This is a genomic window from Streptomyces sp. NPDC043738, from assembly GCF_056436545.1.
Genome location: NZ_JBWKCJ010000004.1, coordinates 194091 through 218064, shown reverse-complemented (window position 1 = coordinate 218064; position 23974 = coordinate 194091). Strand labels below are relative to the sequence as shown.

At 70.6% G+C, this 23974-nt stretch carries 14 protein-coding genes; 6 read left to right on the top strand and 8 right to left on the bottom strand.

The genetic code is table 11. From position 1 onward, the window contains the following. Nucleotides 1-166: 166 nt before the first annotated feature. Both AC0680_RS08210 and AC0680_RS08205 read left to right on the top strand, forming a co-directional pair. Nucleotides 167-1534 (top strand): hemolysin family protein, encoded by a 1368-nt coding sequence (locus AC0680_RS08210; protein ID WP_478625961.1) that lies wholly within the window; start codon nt 167-169, stop codon nt 1532-1534. Then, on the top strand, nt 1531-2676 hold the full coding sequence (locus tag AC0680_RS08205) for a hemolysin family protein (RefSeq protein ID WP_478625959.1): 1146 nt from the start codon (nt 1531-1533) through the stop codon (nt 2674-2676). Before AC0680_RS08210 ends, AC0680_RS08205 begins: the two co-directional genes overlap by 4 nt. Before the next feature lie 52 nt (nt 2677-2728). Here AC0680_RS08205 and AC0680_RS08200 read toward each other — a convergent pair whose 3' ends face one another. Next, nucleotides 2729-4615, bottom strand: coding sequence for an AAA family ATPase (locus tag AC0680_RS08200; protein WP_478625958.1), 1887 nt, complete (start codon nt 4613-4615; stop codon nt 2729-2731). A 476-nt stretch (nt 4616-5091) separates the two neighbouring features. Continuing rightward, nucleotides 5092-5676 carry a uridine kinase family protein gene (locus AC0680_RS08195; RefSeq protein ID WP_478625956.1) on the bottom strand — a complete coding sequence of 195 codons (585 nt, stop codon included), beginning with the start codon at nt 5674-5676 and terminating at the stop codon, nt 5092-5094. A 249-nt stretch (nt 5677-5925) separates the two neighbouring features. On the opposite strand from AC0680_RS08195, the gene AC0680_RS08190 reads away from it, so the two are divergent. From AC0680_RS08190 to AC0680_RS08175, 4 genes are all read left to right on the top strand, one after another. Then, nucleotides 5926-7329 (top strand): peptidase C39 family protein, encoded by a 1404-nt coding sequence (locus tag AC0680_RS08190; RefSeq protein WP_478625954.1) that lies wholly within the window; start codon nt 5926-5928, stop codon nt 7327-7329. Nucleotides 7330-7599: 270 nt separating this feature from the next. Further along, on the top strand, nt 7600-9756 hold the full coding sequence (locus tag AC0680_RS08185; protein ID WP_478625952.1) for an ATP-binding protein: 2157 nt from the start codon (nt 7600-7602) through the stop codon (nt 9754-9756). A gap of 174 nt (nt 9757-9930) precedes the next feature. After that, nucleotides 9931-11250, top strand: coding sequence for an SUKH-4 family immunity protein (locus AC0680_RS08180; RefSeq protein WP_478625950.1), 1320 nt, complete (start codon nt 9931-9933; stop codon nt 11248-11250). Nucleotides 11251-11281: 31 nt separating this feature from the next. Beyond that, nucleotides 11282-11635: a hypothetical protein gene (locus AC0680_RS08175; protein ID WP_478625948.1), complete on the top strand. Its 354-nt coding sequence runs from the start codon at nt 11282-11284 to the stop codon at nt 11633-11635. Between the two features lie 59 nt (nt 11636-11694). Here AC0680_RS08175 and AC0680_RS08170 read toward each other — a convergent pair whose 3' ends face one another. The 6 genes from AC0680_RS08170 to AC0680_RS08145 all read right to left on the bottom strand — a co-directional run bounded on the left by AC0680_RS08170 (nt 11695) and on the right by AC0680_RS08145 (nt 23959). Beyond that, a complete protein-coding gene (locus tag AC0680_RS08170; RefSeq protein WP_478625946.1) occupies nt 11695-13920 on the bottom strand; it encodes an SUKH-4 family immunity protein in 2226 nt (741 codons plus the stop codon). 58 nt (nt 13921-13978) lie between these two features. Next, nucleotides 13979-14251 (bottom strand): DUF6406 domain-containing protein, encoded by a 273-nt coding sequence (locus AC0680_RS08165; RefSeq protein WP_478625945.1) that lies wholly within the window; start codon nt 14249-14251, stop codon nt 13979-13981. Next, a complete protein-coding gene (locus AC0680_RS08160; RefSeq protein WP_478626226.1) occupies nt 14248-21912 on the bottom strand; it encodes a toxin glutamine deamidase domain-containing protein in 7665 nt (2554 codons plus the stop codon). Before AC0680_RS08160 ends, AC0680_RS08165 begins: the two co-directional genes overlap by 4 nt. Before the next feature lie 288 nt (nt 21913-22200). Next, nucleotides 22201-22512 carry a hypothetical protein gene (locus tag AC0680_RS08155; protein WP_478625943.1) on the bottom strand — a complete coding sequence of 104 codons (312 nt, stop codon included), beginning with the start codon at nt 22510-22512 and terminating at the stop codon, nt 22201-22203. 96 nt (nt 22513-22608) lie between these two features. After that, on the bottom strand, nt 22609-23079 hold the full coding sequence (locus AC0680_RS08150; RefSeq protein ID WP_478625941.1) for a hypothetical protein: 471 nt from the start codon (nt 23077-23079) through the stop codon (nt 22609-22611). A 583-nt stretch (nt 23080-23662) separates the two neighbouring features. Continuing rightward, nucleotides 23663-23959 (bottom strand): putative quinol monooxygenase, encoded by a 297-nt coding sequence (locus AC0680_RS08145; protein ID WP_478625940.1) that lies wholly within the window; start codon nt 23957-23959, stop codon nt 23663-23665. Between the last annotated feature and the right edge of the window lie 15 nt (nt 23960-23974).

The following is a 23974-nucleotide window of genomic DNA, read 5'->3' as shown; positions in this document are numbered from 1 at the left end:
TAATCCGGGTCCCGCTGTTTACTCTGTTCCCCGGGGTGCACACTGCACCCTGCCCCCCAGTGGGCCCGATGCGACCCGAGGAGTGACTCCCTCCGGCAATGGACGGATCGTCCTGTAGTACCTGCGCCGCCCCTCCCCAACCCCCGCATACCACGGAGGCGGCGGCATGACCGGCCCCCTGCCGCTGCTCGCGGCGGCCCTCGTCCTGATCCTGGCCAACGGATTCTTCGTCGCCGCCGAGTTCGGCCTCGTCACCGTCGAGAAGGCGGACGCCGAACGCGCCGCGGCCGACGGCGACCCCCGCGCCCGCACCGTCGTCTCCGCACTGCGGGAACTCTCCTTCCAGCTGTCCGGCACCCAACTCGGCATCACGATCACCTCCTTGGTGGTCGGCATGCTCGCCGAGCCGGCGCTCGCCGACCTGCTGTCCGGCCCGCTGCTCGCGCTCGGCCTGCCCAAGGGCGCGGTCCCCGGCGTCGCCGTCGTCATCGGGATGCTGCTGGCCTCCGCCGTCCAGATGGTCGTCGGCGAGCTGGTGCCCAAGAACTGGGCGGTCTCCAAGCCGCTGCAGGTCGCCCGCTTCGTGGCCGGACCCCAGCGGGCCTTCTCCCGCTTCTTCCGTCCGGTGATCACGCTGCTGAACACCGTCGCCAACCGCCTGGTGCGCGCCCTCGGCGTGGAGCCCACCGACGAGCTGGCCTCCGCCCGCACCCCCGGTGAACTGGTCTCGCTGGCCCGGCACTCCGCCCGCGCCGGCGCCATCGAGCAGGACACCGCGGACCTCTTCGTGCGCACCCTCTCGCTGGGCGACCTGACCGCGGAGAACGTCATGACGCCGCGCGTACGGGTCAGCGCCCTGCAGGCGACCGCGACCGCCGAGGACGTGGTCAACCTCACCCGCGCCACCGGCCTGTCCCGCTTCCCCGTCTACCACACCCGCCTCGACGAGGTCGTCGGCATGGTGCACCTCAAGGACGCACTGGCCGTCCCGGCACACGACCGGCTGCGCACGCCGGCGGGCCGGATCGCGGTGCCGCCGCTGCTGGTTCCCGAGACGCTGCCGGTGCAGCCGCTGCTGGAGCGGCTGCGCAGCGAACAGCCGATAGCGGTGGTCGTCGACGAGTACGGCGGCACGGCCGGTGTGGTCACGCTGGAGGACATCATCGAGGAGCTGGTCGGCGAGGTCCGCGACGAGCACGACGGGGTGGACCTGCCCGAACTGGGGCAGGCCCCGCCCGAGGAGGGCCGCCCCGCCTGGGACGCCGACGGCGGCTGCCGGGTGGACACCCTGCGGCGGATCGGCCTGGAGGCCCCGGAAGGCCCGTACGAGACGGTGGCAGGACTCGTGGCACACATACTCGGCCGGATCCCGGCCCCCGGCGACACCGCGGAGCTGGACGGCTGGCGGCTGCGGGTGCGGCTGGTGTCGCACCACCGCGCCGAGCGGATAAGGCTGGTGCAGACCGCCTCGGCCGTGCCCGCCGCGCCCGCCTCCCGCGAGCCCGCCGCGGTCGGTGCGGAGGTGGCCCGATGACGCTGGCCCAGCTGCTCTTCGCGGTGCTGCTCGTGCTCGCCAACGGGTTCTTCGTCGGTGCCGAGTTCGCCCTGGTCTCGGTCCGCCGCTCCCAGATCGAACCGCTGGCCACGGAAGGCTCCAAGCGAGCCCGGCAGGTGCTGCACGGGCTGGAGAACCTCCCGCAGATGATGGCCGCCGCCCAGTTCGGCATCACCGTCTGCTCCCTGACCCTCGGCGCGGTCGCCGAACCGACCGTCGCCCACCTCCTGGAACCGCTCTTCGAGGCGGTCCACCTCCCCGCCCCGCTGATCCACCCGCTCGGCTACGTCATCGCCCTGGCGCTGGTGGTCTTCCTCCACCTCGTCATCGGCGAGATGGTGCCCAAGAACCTGGCGATGGCGGCGCCCGAGAAGACCGCCCTGTGGTTCAGCCCCGGGCTGGTCGCCTTCGCCCGGCTGTGCCGCCCGGTGACGGCCTTCCTCGGCGCCTGCGCCCACGGTGTGCTGCGGCTCTTCCGCGTCGAGCCGAAGGACGAGGTCGAGGCGGTCTTCACCAGCGAGCAGCTGACCCACCTCGTCGAGGACTCCGGCCAGGCGGGCCTGCTCGAACCGGCCGAACAGGAACGCCTCTCCGACGTCCTGGAGCTGGGCAGCCGCCCCGTCACCGACGTCCTCCTCGACCGGGCCGGCCTGGTCACGGTCGATCCGACGGTGACGCCCCGCCAGGTGGAGGAGCTGACCGTCCGGACCGGCTACTCCCGCTTCCCGGTCTGTGCGCCCGGCGGCGCGTACATGGGCTATCTGCACGTCAAGGACGTCCTCGACCTGGAGGAACGCGACCGCGCGGTGCCCCAGCGGATCTGGCACCCGATGACCACGCTGCGCGCCGAGCTCCCCCTCGACGACGCCCTGACGGCGATGCGCCGCGCCGCCTCCCATCTGGCGGCGGTCGCCGACCCGGCCGGCCGGGTCCTCGGCCTGGTCGCCTTGGAGGACGTGCTGGAGATGCTGGTCGGCGAGGTCCGCGACCCCTCGCACCGCCAGGCACCCGCGTCCCGGGGACGAGGCGACGCGGCGGCCGGGCGCGAGGGGCCGAGCCGCGTCACCGAGCCCCGCGAGGAGGCCGCGCTGCCGGCGCAGGACCGGGCGCTGGCCGGCTGAGCCGGCGGACCGCGGCGCCGTCGCGGTGGCAGCCCTGCCGCCGCGACGGCGCTCACCGGCCCGGTGTGTCCGGTCCCCGCCCCGACAGGACCTCGCCGTACGCCTGCATCAGATCCGGCAGCCGCAGGGTCGCCAGGTCGTCCCGGGTGGGCGTGCCGCGCCATGTGGACAGCCGCAGATCGCGGTAGGCGCAGCTCTTCTCGTAGAGGGTGCGCAGGAAGCGGCCGTTGCCCAGCTCGTCGATCCAGCCCTGGTCGACGACGTGGCCGCTGATGCTGCACAGCTCGTCGCGGGCCTCCTCGTCCCAGCGGTCGCCGTTCTCGGCGGCCAGCACCTCGCCGATGGCGGTCAGCTCCAGCGGCCGGTAGCTCGGGAAGTCGACGCGGCTGGTGAAGCGGGAGGACAGCCCCGGGTTGGCGGCCAGCAGCCGGTCCATGCCCTCCGGGTAGCCCGCCAGGATCACCACGAGCCGGTCGCGGTTGTCCTCGGCGCGCTTGAGCAGCACCTGCAGCGCCTCGTCGCCGTACGCGTCGCCCTTGCTGTAGCCGGAGTTGGACAGGCTGTACGCCTCGTCGACGAACAGCACCCCGCCCAGCGCCGAGTCGATCAGCTCATTGGCCTTGACGGCCGTCTGGCCGAGGAACTCACCGACCAGATCGGACCGTTGGGCCTCCACGAGATGGTCGCCGCCGAGCAGCCCCAGCGCGTAGAAGACCCGCCCGAGTATCCGGGCCACGGTGGTCTTGCCGGTGCCGGAGGGACCGGAGAAGACGAAGTGCCGCTTCGGTGGCTGCACCGGCAGTCCCTGGCTCGCGCGCAGCCGCGCCATCCGCAACTGGGCCGACAGCGCGCGTACATGCCGCTTGACCGGCTCCATGCCGACCATCCGCTCCAGCTCGGCCAGCGCCTTCTCCAGGAGCACCGGGTCGGCGGGGCCGGCGGGCAGGCGCTCGGCGCCGCGCGGGCCGGGCGCTGCCGCCTTGACCCGGGCGGCCGCGTCGTTGCCCGCCGGCGCGCCACCGACCAGCTCGTCGTCCGGTCCCTCCGGCTCGCCGGTCGCCAGCAGCTCCCGGCCGTCCACCGGATCGAGCGGCGCCAGCGGGTCCAGATCGCCGCCGGCCTCCTGCCCGAGCCCGGACGCGGGGACCGTCGCGAGGTCCGTGCCCTCGTCCAGGCCGTCCACCTCGGCGATCGCGGCGAGCCGCGCCGCGGTGTCCATGAAGGCCGGGTCGACGCGGTGCACCGCCCGGTAGAGGGGGAGCGCCGCCGCGCTGCGGCCGGTGCCCTCGTGGGCCCGGGCGAGCCAGTAGCGCAGCTCCTTGCGCTGCGGCTGCTCGCTGCGGCAGCGCATCAGCGCGGCGGACAGCAGCGGCTCGGCCTGCCCGTACATCTCCAGCCGCACCCGCGCCATCCCGCCGAAGAGACCGGCCTCGATGCCCAGCACCGGATCGCCCAGCAGCGGCTCGGTGTGCCGTACGAGCTGGTCCCAGTCCTTGACGAGGTAGGCCCGGCAGGCGTGCAGAAAGCGCACCTGGGGATCGGTGTCCACCGGCGGGCAGCCGGCCAGCGCCTGGTCCAGCTCGGCGACATGGCGGCCGTCGAGCCAGTGCGAGGCGTGGGCGAGCAGCAGATCGCGCGGGGTCTCCAGTACGGGCTGCACCCACCAGCCGAGCCAGTACCAGGAGTTGAGGGTGCGTCGGTGGCGGCCGCGCATCTCACCGAACCGGTCTCTGTGCCGATGCATCCTCAGCAGCGCGATGGAGGTGTCGGCGCGCAGCGCGTGCAGGCCGAGCCAGGCGTCGGCCATCGCGGGATCGAGCCGTACCGCGGCCCGGAACTCCTCCTCCGCCTGCGGGTATGCGCCCACGGTGTAGGCGTCGACCGCGCGCAGCCAGGCGAGCTCGGCCGGGGCGGGCGAACCCTGAGTTCCGAATTCCATCCGTCCCCCCACAAAACGTCCCCCGTGTGTGCCGCCGGGCGAGTGCCCACCGCCGACGTCCGAACCGGCGTGCGGACACCGGGAGTTGACCGCCCTGGCGCACTTCGGTCCCGTGGCCTGCGGTGGCACGGACTCGCATCGTACCTGCGGGATCGGTGCAGTCCGTAGAGGGCGGTACGGGGCAAGAGCGGACGACTTGACGTGACTTGACGGCGCGAAGAATGCGGTGACCCAGGGTGAGGGAGAGGGGGGTGCGCACTGTCGGCGAGAGGTGATTCAAGGCAGAACGAAGCCCCCGATCACGGGGGAACAACCGGGGGCTTCGCATCTGCGGGCGGTCCGTAGAACCGCACATTGAGAACGTAAGTCCTGTACGCCCCCCAGGTCAAGCCGAGTTGGGGCACTCGGCGGGACCCTGTCGGCGTGTTCCGGCGCGTCGGGCAGGGTCTGCTACGGAGCGTGAACTGCGGGGCTGATCACTGCGTCGCAGAAGGCCCCACACGCACCTCGTACCCCAACTCACCCTGGTGCACCAGAAAATCGGCGTAGGGGCGCGAAGGGTCCGCCGCGAAGTGCGCGCGCTCCGCCGGAATCCAGCCACTCCAGAACGCGGAGAGGTCCGGTCCGTCCCGGAGCCGGCCCCTTTCCCACGAGTGCTCGCTCGCCAGTTCCATCCACAGCAGGCAGGCCAGCTGCGGCCGCAGCGCCCGCCGGCCCGCGCCGACGCCCTCGATCAGCACCACCGGCGCGGGTGCCAGCGCGCGCTCCTCGGTGAACTCCCCGCGCACCCAGTCGTACACCCCGTACCGCGCCGTCTCGCCCCGGGACAGCGGGTCCAGCAGCTGCGTCCGGAACCGCTCGCTCCAGGCGAACAGCTCCTCATGGGTGGCGAGGTCGTCGGTGTGCACCACCGGCGCATCGTCCAGCGCCGCCGCCAGCCGGCCGGCGAAGGTGCTCTTGCCCGACCCCGCGTGCCCGTCCACCGCGATCAGCCGCACCGGCCCGCAGGAGGGCGGCAGGGCCCGCAGTCGGGCGGCGAACGGGGCCAGGTCGCGTTCCATCGCGCCAGAGTACGCCGCGGGCCCGCGCTGCCCGCACGTCAGTGGTCCACACCAATATTCATGGCGCGACGCGCGCCGCACCCGCTTCCGAAGCCCGGCCGGAACGGCAATAGTTGAGCCACTGTCGATCCTTCCCCGAGCTCGCCCCTCTGTTCGGGCAGGGGAGACCCATTGCCCGCCCGCCCCGCCCGCCGTCCCGGCCCGACCCCTCGCACCCGTTCGCACGCATCCGACTGGGGGACCTCCACCATGACCAGCTCCGCGCCCCGGCGCACCGTCCTGGCCGCCGCGCTCGCCGCCGCGGCGGGCATCGCCGCCCCCCTGGCGCAGGCCGCCGACGAACCGCACAAGGCCGCCGGGGACACGGCGGAACCGCCCGCCGCCACCCCGGACGCCGAGGAGCGCCGACCGAAGAGCCCCGTGGACTATCGCGCCTGGACCACCACGACCGACTGGAACGGGGGCACCGGCAAGGGCACCCGCGTCGAGCACGGCGCCCGCCCCGGCGTCCGCATCGCCCGTCCCGCCGGCACCGCCGACTACAAGGACCCGCACACCGGCAGGACCGCCGCCTGGGAGTACGCCACCTGGACCTCCCCGGTCCACACCCTCGCCGTCCCGGCCACCGAGGTCGTCGCGTCCTGGAACGCCCACACCCCGCCCGGCACCTGGATCACCGTCGAACTGCGCGGCACGTACTCGGACGGCGGCCACACCCCCTGGTACGTCATGGGCCACTGGACCGCCGGCGACACCGACGCCGACATCCGCCGTACCTCCGTCGACGACCAGAAGGACGGCAGGAGCAGCATCTCCACCGACACCTTCGCCGTCGACGACCCCGCCGGCGGCCTCCGCCTGGCCTCCTACCGGCTCCGCCTCACCCTCCACCGCAAGCCCGGGACCACCCTCACCCCCACCGTCTGGCGGCTGGGTGCCATGGGATCGGACCTGCCCGACCGCTTCGAGGTGCCGGCGTCCGAGCCCGCCCAGGTGGGCCGCGAGCTGGCCGTACCCCGCTACTCCCAGGAGATCCACAAGGGCCAGTACCCGGAGTACGACAACGGCGGCGAGGCCTGGTGCAGCCCCACCTCCTCCCAGATGATCATCGAATACTGGGGCCGCAAGCCCACCCAGCAGCAACTCTCCTGGGTCGACCCCGCCTACGCCGACCCCCAGGTCTGCCACGCCGCCCGCTACACCTTCGACTACCAGTACGACGGCTGCGGCAACTGGCCCTTCAACGCCGCCTACGCCGCCACCTACCGGGACCTCCAGAGCCTGGTCACCCGCCTGACCTCCCTCACCGACGTCGAACGCCTCATCCACGTCGGCATCCCCGTCATCACCTCCCAGTCCTTCCTCAAGACCGAACTCGACGGCGCCGGCTACGGCACCGCCGGCCACCTGATGACCGTCATCGGCTTCACCAAGGACGGCGACGTCATCGCCAACGACCCGAACTCCCCCGACGACAAGGCGGTCCGGCACGTCTACAAGCGACGCCAGTTCGAGAACATCTGGCTGCGGACCAAGCGCAAGAACGCCGAGGGCAAGGTGGTCGGCGCCACTGGCGGGGTCTGCTACCTCTACTTCCCGGCCAAGCCGTCGCCGACTCAGCGGCGGGTGCTGGCGGGGCTGGGGATCCGTTGAGGCGGTGCGCCCCGGCGGTGGCCTCGACGACCTGACGGCAGCGCTTGCTGCCGTCGAGGGCGAGGTGGCCGTACCGGTCCAGCGTGATCTTGATCGAGCTGTGGCCCATCCATCGCGATACCTGGTGGATGGGCCCACCGTTGCTCCGCCAAACCGCCGGACACCATCACCGCCGGGGAGAGTCGTCCGGCTTCGGGATCGCCCCTAGGATGAACGGCGTACGGTCAACACGGCTTGACGGTGCCGGACGGACAGGACAACGGGGAGACAATGACCAGCCCGACCCAGGCCCCAGAACAGACCACGGCCCATGAGCCGCACCCCTACATAGGGGGGCGCAATGCCGCGCTGCGCGCGCTCACCGGGTGGCGGACGGAGTGGCCGGGCGCGCCTCGGGTCGTCATCCTGACCGGAAGCCCGGGCACCGGGTGTTCGCGGCTGCTCACGGGGTTCCTGATGCTCTGCGACCCGGAGTACCGCAAGGGGCTCGAGCTGGACGCGCTCGATCCGGCGACCGTTCCTGCGGACCTGCCCGCACCCGCCGTGCCGAGCGTCGCCGGGCTGACGGCGGCGCAGATCCTGTGGCTGCTCGCCGATCACTACGAGTTGTCCGCGACCCGTACCGCCGACATCTTCCCCGAGCTCGGTCAACTCCCGTTGTCCGGGCGGCCGGTGACGATCGTGGTGCCGGATGTGGATCGGGCCGGTCCGGTGCGGGGGACGGGTGAGCCCGCGCGCGTGGTGCGGGACGTGCTGAAGCCCCTCGCCGCCGTCGAGTCCATACGCCTTCTCGCCGACGTGCCCCGGGAGTTCGCCGTCGAGCTCGTCGAGGGCCTGCCGCCCGGCGTGGCCCAGATCATCGACCTCGACGCACCCGAGTGGGCCGACCCCGAAGGGCTCGTGCTGCAGGCGGAGACGCTGCTCGATCCCCGATTCGGCGCCCCGGAGCTGCCGTTCACGACCGAGCCCGGCGCTCGTCGCGCGCTCGCCGAGGCGATCGCCCGGCACGCGGGAGACGGTGCGGGCAGCCGCCTGACCGCGCATCTCGCCGTGCAGTCGATCCTGATGCAACCGGAGGGGTTCGACCCGTCGGATGCGAGCCAACTGCCCGGCAGCGTCGGCGAAGTGCTCGATCTGCACGCCCAGCGACTCGACACCCACCCCCGCGTCCTGCGGCAGATCCTCGCGCCCCTCGCCCTCGCCGAGGGCGACGGCCTGCCCGTGCACCTGCTGACCCCGCTCGCCTCCGCCGTCGCCGAGCGGGACATGAGCGAGGACCTGGCGCGGGGCATGCTGCTCGCCGCCCCCTTCATCCGCCGCATCGAGAGGGCCGGCGAAGGCATCCCCGAGGACGAGCGGACGCTCCTCGGACTGCGGCACCCGGGCATCGGCGAGGCCGTTCGAGCGGGTATTCCGAATGTTCCGGGCGCTCAGGCGCGTATCGCCATGGAGTTGCTGGAGGCCGTGCCCGACCAGGACTGGGCGAAGGCAGGGGCGTACGTTCGCGATCACATCGCGGGACACACCCTGGAGGCCGGTCTGCTGCCCCGGCTCCTCACCGACCCCGGCCTGTTCGCCCACGCCGAGCCGGTGCGGTTGCGCGCCGCGGTGGAGGCCGTACCCCCGGAGCAGCTGGACGCACCGGCGCGCACCTATCTGCGTACGGCCCCGCTGCTCACCCGCACCCAGGCATCCGCCGTCCATCGAGCGGCGCTCCTGGAGACCGCGTTCGTCGAAGACGGACTGCCGGAGTACGCGGCGGTGTTGCGCCGTATAGTGCCCGAGCTTCCCTGGCACACGCTGTGGAGCGTACCGGTCGCCGGGGCCGACGCCGTGACCGTCGGCAAACTGCCCCCCTCCGCGGCCGCGCCGGACAGCGCCGCGGAGGCTCCGGCCGGGCAGCAGCCTCCGGAGTCGACCCCGCTCGCCGTCGCCGTGAGCGTGGTGCCTCAAGGCACCCCGGGTTCCCGCCCGTTGAAGGCCGAGGATCCCCAGGCGCCCGCCGTGCTGGTGCAGGACCTCGCCACCGGCTCCGTCATCGACGCCGACCCGACCCGGATACTGCGCCCCTCGGATGACGAGCGTGCCACGGGACCGCTCGGGTTCAGCCGCGGCTCCGACTATGTACGCGTCTGGCGTCGCGGCGAGCAGCAGGGCGACGAGAAGATCGTCACGGCCCTGATCTCCGCCACGCCCTTCACGGGAACCGACCTCTCTCCCGACGGCATCCTCCTGGTCGCCACGGAAAGCGGTGTGAAGGCGCTGCAGATCCGCCCGGCGCAGCCCTATGCCACGACCGCTCGGCGCTCCGTACCCGACCCCAGGGCAGCCGGGCCCGAGGCCGTACGGGCCCCCGAGCCCGAGCCCGAGCCGGAAGCCGCGCAGGCTCCACAAGCCCCCGGGCCCGAGGCCCACCCGACCGCCTGACATCCACCCACCGCATATCGTTGGCCTCGAAGCCTCAATGGCCCGAAGCCTCTCGAAGGCGCCCGTATCAGACCGCCTGCACCCAGGCCCACTCGGACGGGGGCCGCGGAGCGCGCCCGGCACCGACCCCGGCCGCACCGGCCCCGTCCGCCCGAAGACTCGAAGGGAGTTCCCGTGATCAGCCAGGAGCAGGCGCTCGCGACCGCCGAGGGGTGGCTCAACCCCGAGGGACAGGAGCGCCGTGAGGTGCGGATGCAGGAATTCGATCTGGGCTGGGTGGTGTGGGCCGCGGCCCCGCCGTTCGAGCGTGACCCGGTCACGGGCAAGCGCCGGCCGCCGGCCACGATCGGCCACTCCTGCGGTGTCGTCGACCGCCGCACCGGCGAGCTGAGCACCTGGCCGTCCGTGCCGGTCGAGGAGGTCGTGCGGATGTATCAGGAAAAGCACGGCGGCGGCCAGGAGACCGCGCCGCCCGCGCAGCCGCCGGTCACCGGCCCCGGCAACACCACGGTCATCACCTACGTCGACCCGGGCACCGGCGAGGAGACGAGCCTCTTCAAGAACTCCGCCCCCGGTCTGCCGCACTCCGAGTTCCAGGCCATGGCGGAGATCCAGAGCCTCGGCGTCCCCGAGCAGAACGTGGTCGCGATCCACACCGACCTCAGCTCCAGCCTGCTCCCCGGCGGGTACCCGGGCCGGCTGATCGGCCGGGTCTACCCCAACGCACGGTTCTCCTGCACGCAGGAGTACGGCCTGCGGGGCGAGGAGCGCGCCGAGGCGATCGCCGGGCTGCTCCAGCACGTCGAGATGATGCACCAGATCGCGGGACAGCAGCCGCCGCCACGGCCTCACCGCGCGCCGGTGTCGGCCGACGTCGAGCCGGCCGAGCCGCTCCGCGATGTCGCCCTGGGCCGTGAGCTGACGGAGGCCTTCGGCGCTGACGGCGTACGTCGCTACGACGCCGACGACGTGGCGGGCACCCCGCTCCCCGAGGCCACCAGGGCCACGCTGACCTGGGCCGGGCTTCCGACCGACATCCCGTTCTTCTTCACGGCCGACAGCCCCGAGGCGGAGCTTCCGGCCGGCCTGTTCGGCAATGCCGCCGCGCATCTGCGCGAGGTCGGCTCCGAGGCGAGCGTCGACTCCCTCGCGTTCCTGGAGGGTCACGTCAGGATCGGCACCGACGGGGTCGCTCTGATCACCGTCCAGTGCACGGGTTCCGGTCTGGAGGGTGAGCCGCTCGGCCAGCTCTGGGCCGTCACTCCGGAAAGCGGCGCCGGCCGCCGCGTCAACGCCTCGGTGTCCGCCTTCGCCCGCTCCCTCGCGCTCCTGCACACCACGCGCGAGGAGATGATCGCGCTCGACCCGATCATGGCGGGCAGGGCCGTCGCCGACTTCCAGGATCAGCTCGTCGCCATCGACGCATCGGCCCTGGACGACCCGAGGAACTGGTGGTCGGTGATCGTCGAGCAGATGTGGCACGGGTTGTTCTGACCGACCCCGGTCGCCTTGGAGGTGCGACGCGTTGCCGACGACGCGCCGCGCCTCCACGCGAGGTCGCAGTGATGGACGACTGCTCGCCGACCCCCGCTTCGACCGCGAGCTGCGCGGCGCGCTCGACAGCGAACTCGAGCTGGTGGGGCTACCGGAGGCAGGGATCTCGCACCACCGTCACTACCGCCCGCACCGCGCCGCGGAACACTACGGCTGGCGGAGCACTCCCGGCATCTGCCGCACGCCCCTGGGCCGTGAGGTGCTGCACGCCTGGCTGAACCGCCAACGCGATCGCCTGCGCGCCGGGCACGACCTGAGTGGGCTGGTGCGCGTGCTCGCCCCCTTAGGCGCTTCAGACGGGGGTCAAACTGCCAGGAGGGGCTGAGGCGCCTTGTCGCGCGCCTCTCCGGCTGATGCGCCGACACCGATGCGTCCCTTGTCGTGTCACTCGTTGTGCAGGACGTACGACCACGCGGGCTGCTCGCCGCCCCTCTCATCGGCTTCGGCCAGTTCCCCCAGGACCCAGTAAGTGATCTGCCCCCGCTCGGAGTTGCCTGGAGGAAGGAGGGCACGGGTGCGGAGCCCGGTGACCCACAGCGCGACCATGGTGAGGAAGCTCTCCAGGCTGCGTGCGGCGGGAAGCCCGGCCAGATACTCCTCGTCGGGCCCGGTCGGGACGCGCAGGATGTGTCCGGTGGGCCCGTCGATGACGATTTCGCCCCCCATCCACTTGCCGATCTGGAAGAAAGGCCCGCGTTCCGCCACGGGTTCGACATCATCCGGCCAGCTCACCTCGTCGAAGAGGTCGACTTCCCAATTCCCGTACGGCAGTAGCGCCATGGCGCCCTCGTTCATGTCCGGCAGGCCGAACTCCATGCAGAGCTCGCGAGTCGGCCGATGGGTCAACCCATCGGGGAGTTCCTCGGATTCGGCCTCGTAGATGTCGTCCTCGCCGAAAAGCGCGATCAGGTCCCTGTGGTTCGGGGGCGTGGCATCAAGGGGGCGGCTTGGGCCCGCGTCCGCGTAATCCCAGGACAGGGGCTGTTGCCGGGAGCCGAAGGTGTCCGAGGGGACCACGCCGTCCGCTGACTGGATGGCGATCAGCCCCAGGTTGCCCCCGAACACGACGACATTGCCCACGGTCAGTGAGGTGCAGGGAAGCAGGAACGCGCTCTTGCTTCGAGGAGGGGACGACGAGTCGAACAACTCGCGGAGGTGGGTGGGATGCCTGGAACTCTCGCCGGCCTGTCCGGCCGATGGGGCCGGTGTCGTAGTCGCCGGGGGAAGGGCCAGGTCCGTGCGGTGTTCCTGCGGAATCTCATCCTGCTCCCAGGGACCTGCGACGAGCTCACCCGTCTCCAAGTCCCGGACGGAGACATACGGTTGCGGCGATCCGTCTACCGTGCGCTGCTGCAACCCGGCAATGGCGGACCGTCCCTGCCGGCGCACTTCCGCCAGCCTGACGAACCTGCCCGCTTCGAGGAAACGCGCATGGTATCCACCCGGCGGCCGCCAGTGGGCCCACTTCGTACGCCAGGGAAGTGAGACACCGGACGAAGCCACGGACGACGCGAATTCTAGATCGTCGCGCGACCAGGCCATCAAATGCAGCCAGGAAGCCCACTCACTCTGACTTTGCGGTACAACTCCCCACCGCCACAAATGAATTGCATCGGCGGCGGGACTGTTTCCGGGAATGACGAAGCTGCGGCTTCGCGCGGAGTCCATGAGTGCGGTCTGCGGCAGATGGGCCACCGTACGTCCATCGCGCAGGAGTTCTTCGTACGTCCCCGCCTGCACGGCATGCATGGCGAGCCCAGTGGCTGCGTACAGGCCGACGGCGCCGTGCTTGGCCCACCCCTCGGGGTGGCGAAAACCCGGAGCCGAGCGCATTAGCCAGGCAACCACATGCCCATTGACACGGGAGAGTTCGGCGGGTTCGACCTCCCGGCGCAAGGTCTCGACCAGGCCCTCGTCGACGAAGGAAACCCCGAGAGGCCCGAGCCGAAGAATCCCGGACCTTTCCCTCGCGAATTCAGCGAGTTCGTCCTCGGATGCCGCTTCACCGGTCAGCGCGGTGACGAGTTGGGCCCAGACAGGGACGGGTACGAAGCGGGGCTCGGCCAGTGCCAACGCCCGCACGGCAACGGACTCTGTCGCCGCCGGCGGAGACTCGACGGCCGACGCGGACAGCCGAAACACCGCCCTGGGATCAACGTGGGCCGGCAGCAACTCGGGAACCACCTGGACCACCACGGCCAACTTGCCACGCGCCAGCCACGGAAGGGTCCGGGTCACCAACCGCTCGGGCTCGTACGACCGTCGTGTCGGCCCAGCACGATGGGCGTTGACGACCAGCAGCAACCGCTCCTCGGGCCACGAGCCGAGCGCGAAACGCCAGTCGTCCCGCTTGTCCGCGGACAGATCCACTCCGAGCGCCGTGAGGGCCCGCTGCATGACCTGCTCGGCGGTGAGACCGGTGGCGTCGACGGCGACACTGCCGGGCACGTGCTCGTGTGTCTCCCGCATGACGGCCGAGGCGTCATGGGCGTCCGGAGCGACAAGAAAGGCCACCTGGCCGCCGAGCCCACCCTCACGCCACCATGCGCCGACGCGGCCGGCGACCTCTTCCTCGGGGATTCCGGGGGTGTCGGTGGTTGGCTCGGGCATGGTCCTCCTCGGTTGCGCGATGACTCCTCGACCCTACGCGGGGTGGGCGGCGGCGGAATCAGGCCGGGGCAGCCGCGACGCGGCGCAGCACCACAGTCCAGTCGTCCTCGCTCGGCCAACCCGTCAATTCGGCGAGCTGCCACGTCTCGTCGCCCACGGGGAAGGTCTCACCAATGCGGAGGGTGTGAAACTGCTCCTCGGCGGTGACGATCCCGAGCCGAACCCTGACCGAGGCGTCGGACTCCCTGTAGATGTCCATCACCGAGAAGCTCGCGGTCTCGGTATTTCGCTGAATCCCGTGCCAGAGGCCAATCGTGTCGACACTACTCACTTCTCACCCTCCAAAGATGTGTACTGGTTACTGCAGTATTTCATGAATTCCTTGATGGTCAGCGGCTGGGGATGCTTCGAGTTGTGTGGATTGCGCAACTGAATCAGGCCCTTGTCGTCGACCGAGACGATCTCGTACGCGTGTGAACTCAGGAGGTTCTTCTCCATATTGTTCTCCACACCCGTACCCCTCGAGCGGGTGCCGATAATGACCGGCCTACCGCTTTCCGTGAGCTCCCGCAGGTGGGCCAGGAGTTGCTTTTCCGGGCTGCGGCCGTGCATATCGTATTGCGTCGGGAAATCGTGGTTCTCCGCCGTACGTCCCGTGAGCTGGGCGAGCAGCTCGGTACGGTCGCCCGATGTGGAGCCCTGGGTGATACGGGAGTAGCCCGTCAGCAGGTTGCCGTCGAAGTCCTTGTAGCGCGGGTACTGCGACAGGCGCTCGCGCTCCTTGTCGTCCCAGAACTGGTCCAGGCCCGCGATGGCCTTCTCCATGATCGCCGGCCAGGCCACACCCACGTCGTTGGCGTTGGCGTAGACGGTGGTGTTGGGGAAGTCGCTGTACACCGGCACGTCCGGGGTGACGCGCACGGTGAGGATGCGCCCGGTCGGAGCCTGGTTGCCGTACTTGTTGCGCCGCACCTCATGGAAACGGACCTCGTAGTTGCCGTCCTCCGTCTCCCGGATCATGTCCTGGAGGAGATCCGGGTACCGGCTCGCGATGGCTCCCATGGTGGCGATGATGCCGCAGTCGCCGATGGCACCCTGCTTCGTCTGCTCACGCGACGGAGGCCCGTCGAACAGCGGCACGCGCGTCCCGTCGGGACGGTCCAGCGGAGTGCCGTAACGGTCGGGCTGGAACTCCGCCGGCTTCTTGTGGTTGCCGAACCGCGGATGGTCCACCTCGGTGGTGACCTCGGTGGGCTCGGCCGGGCCCGGCTGGGTCAGGGACTGCCAGACCCGCTTGAACCGGCCTCGCTTTTCCGGCTGGTCGTCCGAGGCGGGCGAGCCCTCGCGGGGCTCGTCGGCGGATGGGTTCGCGGCGCCGGCCTGCTCGGCCGTCCCCGCGGCGGCGGCGGCGGTGGTGGTGCGTGGGGTCCCTCCCACGCCCGCGAGTGGGGTCTGCGTCTGCGAAACGTCGCGGTTCGAGCGCTGCGAGTCCGCCGGTGCGGATGTTCCGTTTACCGCAGTCCCGTTGTCCGCAGTCCCGTTGTCCACAGTCCTGTTGTCCGCGGTCCTGTTGTCCGCAGGGGAGTTGGTGCTCGCGGGGTCTGCCGAAGGTGTGCGCCCGCTATCGGTCGGGTTGGTGGTCGGCGTGCCGGCGGAGTCTGCCGGGGGACGGCGGTCTGTGCCTGCGGGGTCGCTGGGGGGACGGCGGTCTGTGCCTGCGGGGTCGCTGGGGGGACGGCGGTCTGTGCCTGCGGGGTCGCTGGGGGGACGGCGGTCCGTGCCTGCCGGGTCCGATGGGGGTGTGCGGTTGGGGTCCGTGGGATGGGACGGGCCCGACTGAGGAGCCTGGGTGGGCGGTGTGTTCTGGTCGTGCGTCGGGGCCGGCGGTGTGTTCAGGGCCGGATTCGCCAGCGTCTGTGTCAATTGATCGACGAAGTTCAGGTGCTGCTGGATCTCCTGGTCCATGAGTTGGCGGTTGGGCGTCTTGTAGCCGTCCAGTTCCTTCTTGATCTCGGCGTCGGTCTTGCCCTGTTCCCGCCGGTCGGCGCGCTCCTGCTCCAGCAACTCCTTGCGCTGAGGGTCGACCCGGTACGTCGTGCTGTAGTACACGGGCACACCGTCCATCGCGTCGGAGTCGCGAATGGTCTTGGAGCAGTCCGCATGCCCGGACATGTCCTTGCGCAGACCACAGGGCTCCCGCTCGGTGTACAGACCGGCGATCTTGTACTTGGGCTTCCCCTCGGCTTCCCTGCTGTTGTTGAGCTGGTCGACCCACTCCAGGATGTGACCTTCCGAGTGCCGTGGACGCACGGCGTCCGAGGCGGCCGGGACCGAGGAGTCGATGATGTAGTGGCTCTCGCCGCGCTCGTCGACGACCTCCACCACCGCGTAGTTCTTGTCGGAGAAGTCCGGGGAGTTGCGCTCCGTCTCGTCCAACAGGTCCCTGAGGTCCTGCGGGGCGTTCTCCTTGGGGCGAGCCGAGGCTTCCCGTCGGGTGGATGCCACGGACTCGTGATGGTCGTGCGCCGGGTCGATCTTCTGACGCTTCTTGGGCGGGGCGTCGGCGTACGGATCGTTGTTGGGCGCGGGTTCCGGGCTCGCGCCCACCGCGTTGTTCGCGTGGAAGGAGTGGCTCATCCGGCCCAGGGTCGCCAGCGCGGCGTACCGGTCACCGTCGTTCATCTGCGACCACGCCGGATCGAGATGGCGGCGCAGATCGCTGTCCGTGAAGTTGGTCGCCGGCATCGAGACGTTGTCCCGGTGCGCCCGCAGCGTCTCCTTGTGTTCCTTCTTCGCCTCCGCCAAGGCGTTCTTGGCGTCGCTCAGCCTCTGCTCGGCAGCCGCCCGCCCCGCCTGATCGGCCTTCTTCAGCGCCCTCTTGGCGCTGTCGGTCTCCTTCTTGGCGTCGTCAAGAGCCTGCTTGGCGTCCCGGACGTGCTGTGCGGACTCTGCATGCTGCTGCCGTCGATCCAGGGACTCCTGCAGCAGATTGTGCAAGGGGGAGGGGGAGGTGGGCGGGTTGCCCTGGAGCTCGGCCCAGGCCCGCATCTGCTGCTGGACCGGCGTCAGATCGATCCGCCGTACCGCGTGCTCCCGCCGGAGATCCTGCTGTGATTGATCCGGAGGGAGGTTCGCATGCTGCTTGTCCGGAGCTTCCGGGTCGGGGAGGCTCTGGTTGCGCTGCTCGCGAGTGGCTTCCGCGCCGGGGTCGTTGGACCCAGGGGTCGCACCGGCCGGGCGCTGGGGCGATGCGTGGTCGGCAGCGACGGGTGTGCTCTGGCTCTGGTTCTGCGTGGTGGGCTGGTTGGTGGTCGCGATGGGGCGACGGTTGGCGTCCAACGGGATCGCGAAGACGCCGTCGTTGCCGCTGTGGAGCGGGGTGGTGCTGTGCCGGCCCGTCTGCGGGTCGGCGTAGACGATCTGGCCGTTGTGGTTGACCACGTTCCAGGCGTGGGCACGGCCGTCGGAGTTCTGGGTGATGATCACGGCCTGTGAGCCATGGCCCTCGTTGAGGAGGGCGGTCTCCAGGTTGTTGTACGCGTCGCGGCCGTCGCCGAAGTCGTCGAACTCGGCGCCCAGGGCGTTCTCGATACGGTCGCGGCCGTTGGGCTCGGGAGTGTCGGCGGGGGTGCCGTCCTCATTCGGGCTGCGGCGGGCGGCGACCGTGGGGTTGCCCGCGTACGACTCGACGAACGCCAGTGCTCCGTCGGGGCAGTTGACGTCGCGACCGGACTCGTCGGGGTTCTGGCCGCGCAGATCGTCGACCCAGGTGCCCTCGCGCGGGTCAGGGGCCTGCTGGAACGAGCCGTCCTCGTCGCGCGGGAATCGCTCCTGCTGCGCGCGGCTGTCGGCGTCGGTGGGGTCGTCGTAGCCGTCCGGCGGACCGGAGGGGCGCGTGGCGGTGGTCGGGAAGACCGGTTCCCTCGACTCCGGTTGCTGGTCGGAGTCGTGAGGGTCCTGGGTCTCCTCGGTTTCCTGGGTGTCGTCGTCGGTGTCCTGGGAATCCTGAGGGGCCTGAGATTCCTGGCTGTCCTGCGTGTCCTGCGTGTCCGGCGTGTCCTGCGCGTTGTCGGGCTGCGGGCTGTCGTGCTCCGTCGCGTCCGAGTCCTGGGGCACTTCGGAGTCCCGGGCCGTGGTGGAGTCGGTGTCCGGGGCGGTCTCGGATCCCTGGTCCGGGTTGGACTCCGGGGTGGTGTTCGTGTCCGGAGAGGTGTCCTCAGAGGTGTTCTCAGAGGTGTTCTCGTTCTGGGGTGATGTCGTCTCCGGGGTCGGCGTCGTCTCCGGCGTCGGCGTCGTTTCGGGGGTCGGCGTCGTCTCCGGCGTTGTGGAGGATTCCGGGGTCGTCGACGGCGGTGCTGTGTCGGTGCTGCCGTCGTTCGCGTTCTGTTCGGCGGTCGAGCCGTCGTTGTCGGAGGTCGTCTCGTCAGTGGACGGCTCAGTGGACGGCTCAGTGGACGGCGCGGTGTTGGAAGGTCCGTCCGACTGGGCGTCGGGAGTCGACTGATCCGTCGACGAATCGGGGCCCGGGCTGCTGTCGGTGTCCGGACTGTTGTGGGTGTCCGGAGTGTTGTCGGTGTCCGGAGTGTTCTGGGTGGACGGTTGAGGCGTCGACGGGGTCAGGAAGTACGGAGTGATCGGATTCCGATTGGCGTCCAGCGGGGTGTAGAAGACCTCTTGGGCGCCCAGGTGAATCGGATTCTCGCTGACGACGCCTGTTTGCGCGTCGACGAACAGGACCTGGCCGTTGTGGTTGACCGCGGCGAAGGCATGGCCGCCACCTCCGGGCCAGTTGACGCCGATCACGGCTGCCGAGCCATGCCCGGCCTGCGACAGCTCGTAGGCGATACGTGCGTACGGGTTGGGGTGGTCCTTGCCCGCATACGTGCTGGGTGCGCCTGCCCACCGCGCCTGGTTGGCGACCGAGTCGCGCTCCGCGGAGAAGGTGTTCAGGCTGCCGTCCGCATTGAGGTCCAAGGTGCGGGGGGCGGACACCGTCGGGCGGCCGAACCATGTCTCGAGGAACGAGCGGGTGCAGTCGGCGCAGTTGTTGGACCGGCCGGGCACCCCCACGCCGCCGTCGTTCTGCAGACCGGCCCAGTTTCCTTGCCGCGGGTCCGCGTACACCTGCGGGGTGCCGTCGGGGTTCCTCGGGTGGGCGTTCTCGAGGTCCTGCTGATGGGCGGGGTCGGGTGTGGTCAGGCCCTCGAACGGGATGTTCAGGTCGTTACGGATGTCCGAAAGGTTGTCTGCCTGGGGCGGAGGCGGAGGTGCCGTGGGTTGCTCGGGCGCGCTGTCGTCAGCGGGGGGCTGGTTCTGATCGGGCGTCTGGTGGGTGGCGTCCGGGTGCTGACCGTCCGGCTGTTGGTTGTGCGGTGCCGGCATCCCCTGGTCGTTCGGCGTGGAAGTGGGGGCGTCGGCCGGTGCCTGCTGGTCCGTCGGACGGTTCGTCGGCTGCTCGCCGCGGGGCGGCGTGGTCGGGCGCCCAGGCGTCTCGGTGCGCGGAGCCTCGGCACGCGGCGTGTCGGTGCGTGGTGGTGTGGTGGGGCGACTGGGCGCTTCGGTACGCGGTGTGTCGGTGCGCGGCTGCGTGGCCGGGCGGCTCGGGGTCTCGCTGCGCGGCGTCCCGGTGCGCGGCGGCGATGCGGGACGGTTCTGCTGGGCGTCCCGCGACGGCGTCGTGGGACTGGCGCTCGGCCGTTCCGTGCGCGGCGTCGTGGCGCTGGGCGTGGTGGCCCGCGGTGTCGTCGTGGGGTTGCCTGCCGCCGGCGCCTGCGTCGGGATGGGGCCGGCCGCCGGTGGTGGCATGGCACCCGGGGCCGACGTGGAGGGCGTTGCGGACGACGGGGCCGCCTGCTGCGGGATGCCCGCCTCGCCGGGCTGCGTACCGGTGGCCGGGGGCGTCGCCGTGGCGACGTCGCCCATGAGGCCCATGTTTTCGTCGTCCGGGTTCTGCCGGGTCGGTGTTGAGGGTGCCGGCGCGTGGCCCTGACCAGGGCTGGGGTTTGCGGTGGGGGTGTGGCCGGGCGTGTGGCCGGCCATGGCGCCGCTCGGCATGGAGCCGCGGCCGCTGCTCTGGTTCTGGTTGTCGTTGTTGTTGCCGTCGTTGGAGTCGCCCGGCGTGGGGCCCTGGGCCGCTGCGGGCATGGTGGTGCCCGAGTCGTGGTCGACCTGGTGCACGCCCGGCTCGGGGCGGGAGTTGTCGGGAGCCGGAGCCGGAGCCGGAGCCGGAGCCGGAGCCGGAGCCGGTGCGGGCTCGGGGCGGTCTGTCTCCGGCGGCGGGGACGGCATGGGCGCGGGCTCGGTGTTGCGCGGGTCCGGGATCGACGCGCCCTGCTCCGGGGTGTGGACGTCGGCGCCTTCCGGGCGGCTCGGGCGAGCGCCGTCCGAAGTGGTGTCCGGCGCCGGGGAGCCATCGACATCCGGCGTGGTGCCCGGGCCCTCGATGGGCGAGGAGTTGGAGGGCGTGGACGGCTCGTTGCCCGGTGCCGTGGTCGGCGGGGCGTCCGGGGTGCTGTCCGGACGGGCGGCGTCAGGGGTGGTGTCGGGGGCCGGTCCGCCCTGGACGTCAGGCCTCGTCGTGGTGGGCGGCGTGGACGAGTCCGGAGACGAGTCGGGGAGGGACGAGTCGTCGCCCGGAGGACGACCGACGCTGTCCTTGTAGGCCTGGGTGCCCACGTCGAATGGGCTGGGCGAGTCGGAGCCGCGGCTCGGTGAGGGCGAGGACGACGAGGGGTTCGACGAGTCCGGGCTGCCGGTGCCGTCCGTGCTGCTGTTGGACGGCGTATTCGAGGAAGAGGAGGGTGAACTCGAAGCCGACGGGCCATCGGACGACGAGTCCGGGCTCGACGAAGAGGACGGGCTCGACGAGGAGCTGTCCGAACCGCTGGGCGGAGACGAGGACGACGGACCGCCGATATCCGGTGCCCTGCGCCCGGAGTCGCCGCTGCTCGAACTCGGCGAGCTGCTGGAACTCGGCGAATTACTGGAGCTCGGGGAGTTGCTCGACGAACTGCCGTCGTTCGATGACGAGCTGGACGAGCTGGACGAGCTCGGCGAATTCGACGAATCGGAGGAGCGGGGGGAGTTCGACGAATCTGTGGAGCTGGGGGAGTTGCTGGATGAACTACTGTCGTTGGATGAACTGCTGTCGTTGGACGACGAGTTGTTGTTCGACGACGAGTCATTGGAGCTCGACGACGAATCGTTGGAGTTCGACGAGCTGTCGTTGCCGGAGTCCGACGAGCCGTCGCCGCCGTCGTTTCCGCTGTTGGTCAGTCCGTGGCGGGCGCCATGCCCCGCGCGGGAGCCGGCGCCGTCGCGCAGGGACTCGCCGAAGGTGGAACCGGAGTTCTTCAGGGCCTCCTTGCCCTCTTCGTAACCCTTCTTGGCGGTGCGGCCCAGGTCGTAGCCCGACTGCTTGCCGAAGTTCTGCTCGACGGTCTGGGCGACCAGGTCGGTGACCATGGCTTCCAGAGCGGAGACAAAGGGTTCCTTGGCGGTCTCCAACACCGCCTGCAATATTTGTTGGGCTATCTCCTTGAGGAGTTTGCGCAGGATCATCCGCGTGGCGGCGGCCGCGCCCATCGCGCCGAGTTCGGACAGACCCAGGGTGAAGGGAGCGGCGGCCTGGGCCGCGGCGATCTCGATCGCCAGGATGACCAGCTGGGCGATCACCGCCACTTTCAGCCCGATGATGAGCATCGCCGCGGCGTCCATGCATATGGCGATCAGCTCGGCGCCCTGGCGGGCGTCGTCGAAGTAGCCCGAGCCGCCGCCGAACTTCTCCCAGGTCTTGTTGAAGCCCTCGATGGAGTCGCCGGCGTTCTCGGCGAGGACGTTGCCGGCGGCGCTCATGCCGCGGGCCTGGAGGGCCTCCACATCAGCGGCGAACTGGCGCCAGGTGTTGGCGCACTCCATCATCTTGTCTTCGTTGCCTGTGGGCCACTCGAAGCCACACATCTCGAGAACCCACTCAAGTGCGTTCGGCAGCATCAAAGCCACGACGAAGACCCCCGTTATCGCCCATGTAGTTCGTGTTGTGCCGGCCCTGTGGGCCGACCGGTCCCTTCCGCCTCACCGCCGGCGGAAGGGCCCCTGCTTGTCTGCTGCTGCCGGAGGCGCCATTCGGAGCCCCGCTGAGTGCTCAACCGGCTTGCGCCGGCGCAGAGCCATGACCATGCCAGAGCCTACCCAACGGTCCTTCAGGCCCCTGAACTCTGGGGTGTCACAGTGCTGTAGCAGACGTCCGGTCCAAAGCCGTTCAGCCCTCGGGCGGCCGCCCTAGTTACTGGTCCGGCGCAGGCTGCGGTACAGCTCGATCGCGGAGTCCGGCGGAAAGTTGGGGACATAGGTGACGGCTCCGTCGCTTTTGGAGATCACCATGTGACTGCCGCCCAACGGCGCCTGAGTGCCGGGCGGCGGTGGGGGCATGACGGCGTGGACGAGGAAGCCGAGGTCGAACTCCGTCACGTACAACGGCGCCGGGTTTCCTTCCAGATCCAGTACTTCGAATCGGGTGCGAGCGGCAGCCAATGCCTCTTCGGCGGTGGTGGGGACGGGCTGTACCGGCTCCGGCGCGTCAGGGTGCGACACGGACTCTCTCCTGTCAGTGAAGGTGCGGCTGTGGGGCAGGCGGGGTCATGCGGTGGGACTCGGGCTTGGTGCGGGGCAGTGGGCGTGCGGGCCGTGTCACTTGCTCACGGACTTCAGGATCCGCACCTCGCCGCCGAACTGGTTCTCCGGCTTCTGCTCCTTGACCAGAGCGTCGTTGAAGTCCTCGTTCTCCTCGTGGTTCTTCGCCATCCGCTCCAACGCCTTGCCGATCTCGTTGAGCTTGGTGGCAAGGTGCTCCATCGAGTCCGTCATGCCGTCGCGCAGGCCTTCGTAGACCACGCCGAACTTCTCGCCGAGCTCGTCGTCACCCCACGGTGGGGTGCCTTCCTTGTCGCTGAAGGTGGTCAGGCCCTTCCAGGCGTCCTGGGCGACACTCGCGAACGTCGTCTCCTTCGGCGCTTGGCCTCCGCCGCCTCCACCGTCACCCTGCGCGGCCAGGCCGTTCTTCAGCCTCGTGGTCGCCTGGTAGAAATCCCTGCCGATATCGGAGAAGTTCTTCCCCTCGGCCTTCAGCGTCTGCGGATCGCTCTTGAACCCGTCGCCCATGACCGTGCCCCCGTTCACCAACCGGCGTCATCGAGATGCCGGTTCACGTCCGTTCCATGTCTGTGCCAGCGTACCCAGAGGCACGGACAAGCCCTCAACCCCCAACCTCGCGCACCCGAAACGGCCTCTGGGGGCGGTCAGGGCCGGTGGTCACCGAAGAAGGGGCGAGCCGTTCGAGGGCCCCTCCCCATCGTGCGCCGGTAGGCGGTGACCCGGCGATACCGCCCGTGCCTCCGTGGACACGGGCCCCTGGTCCGTATCCGGCCCCTCGGACTCCCTTGGCCAATGGGGCACAGAGGTGGGGGAGGCGGGGGCGCCCCCGAGCCGGTGCGCGAAGTGCGGGCAGCGCGGCCGTGCCGCGTTCGGGTGCCAGGCCCGCCGCCTGTGCGGACAAACAGACGTCCTTCGGCGTGGAGTACAGGTAGGCGTCCGCCGCGCCGATCGTGATCGCGGCACCGCCGCCGCGCAGCAGCCACCAGGTCCCTCGTTGAAGCCCCCAGCGTCCTTGCCGATTCGGTGGGGCACACGACGGGGTGCGGAGCCGTCGGCGAAGACGGTCCACACCCCATTGGCCTGTCGTCTGTTACTGCGCGCTGCTCACGGGACTGCTCGGGTGCACCTCGCGTTCGACGCGCGGCATGATCTCCGGGAGGTAGATCTTCTGGATGGCGTCGCCGGAGCCGTGGGCCTCCCAGAGCGCGCGGCTCGCCCAGCGCTCGACGAGGACGAAGCGGTTCTGGTCGTCCTGCGACTGGTACGCCTCCCAGTTGACGCAGCCGTCCTCGGCGAGACACAGGGGGCGCATCCGGGCCAGGGCGTCGGCCACCGGCGCGATGTCGTCGGGCTCGGGGACGTGGACGATGACGATGAGGTCGAACATCACTGCTCCTTGGCG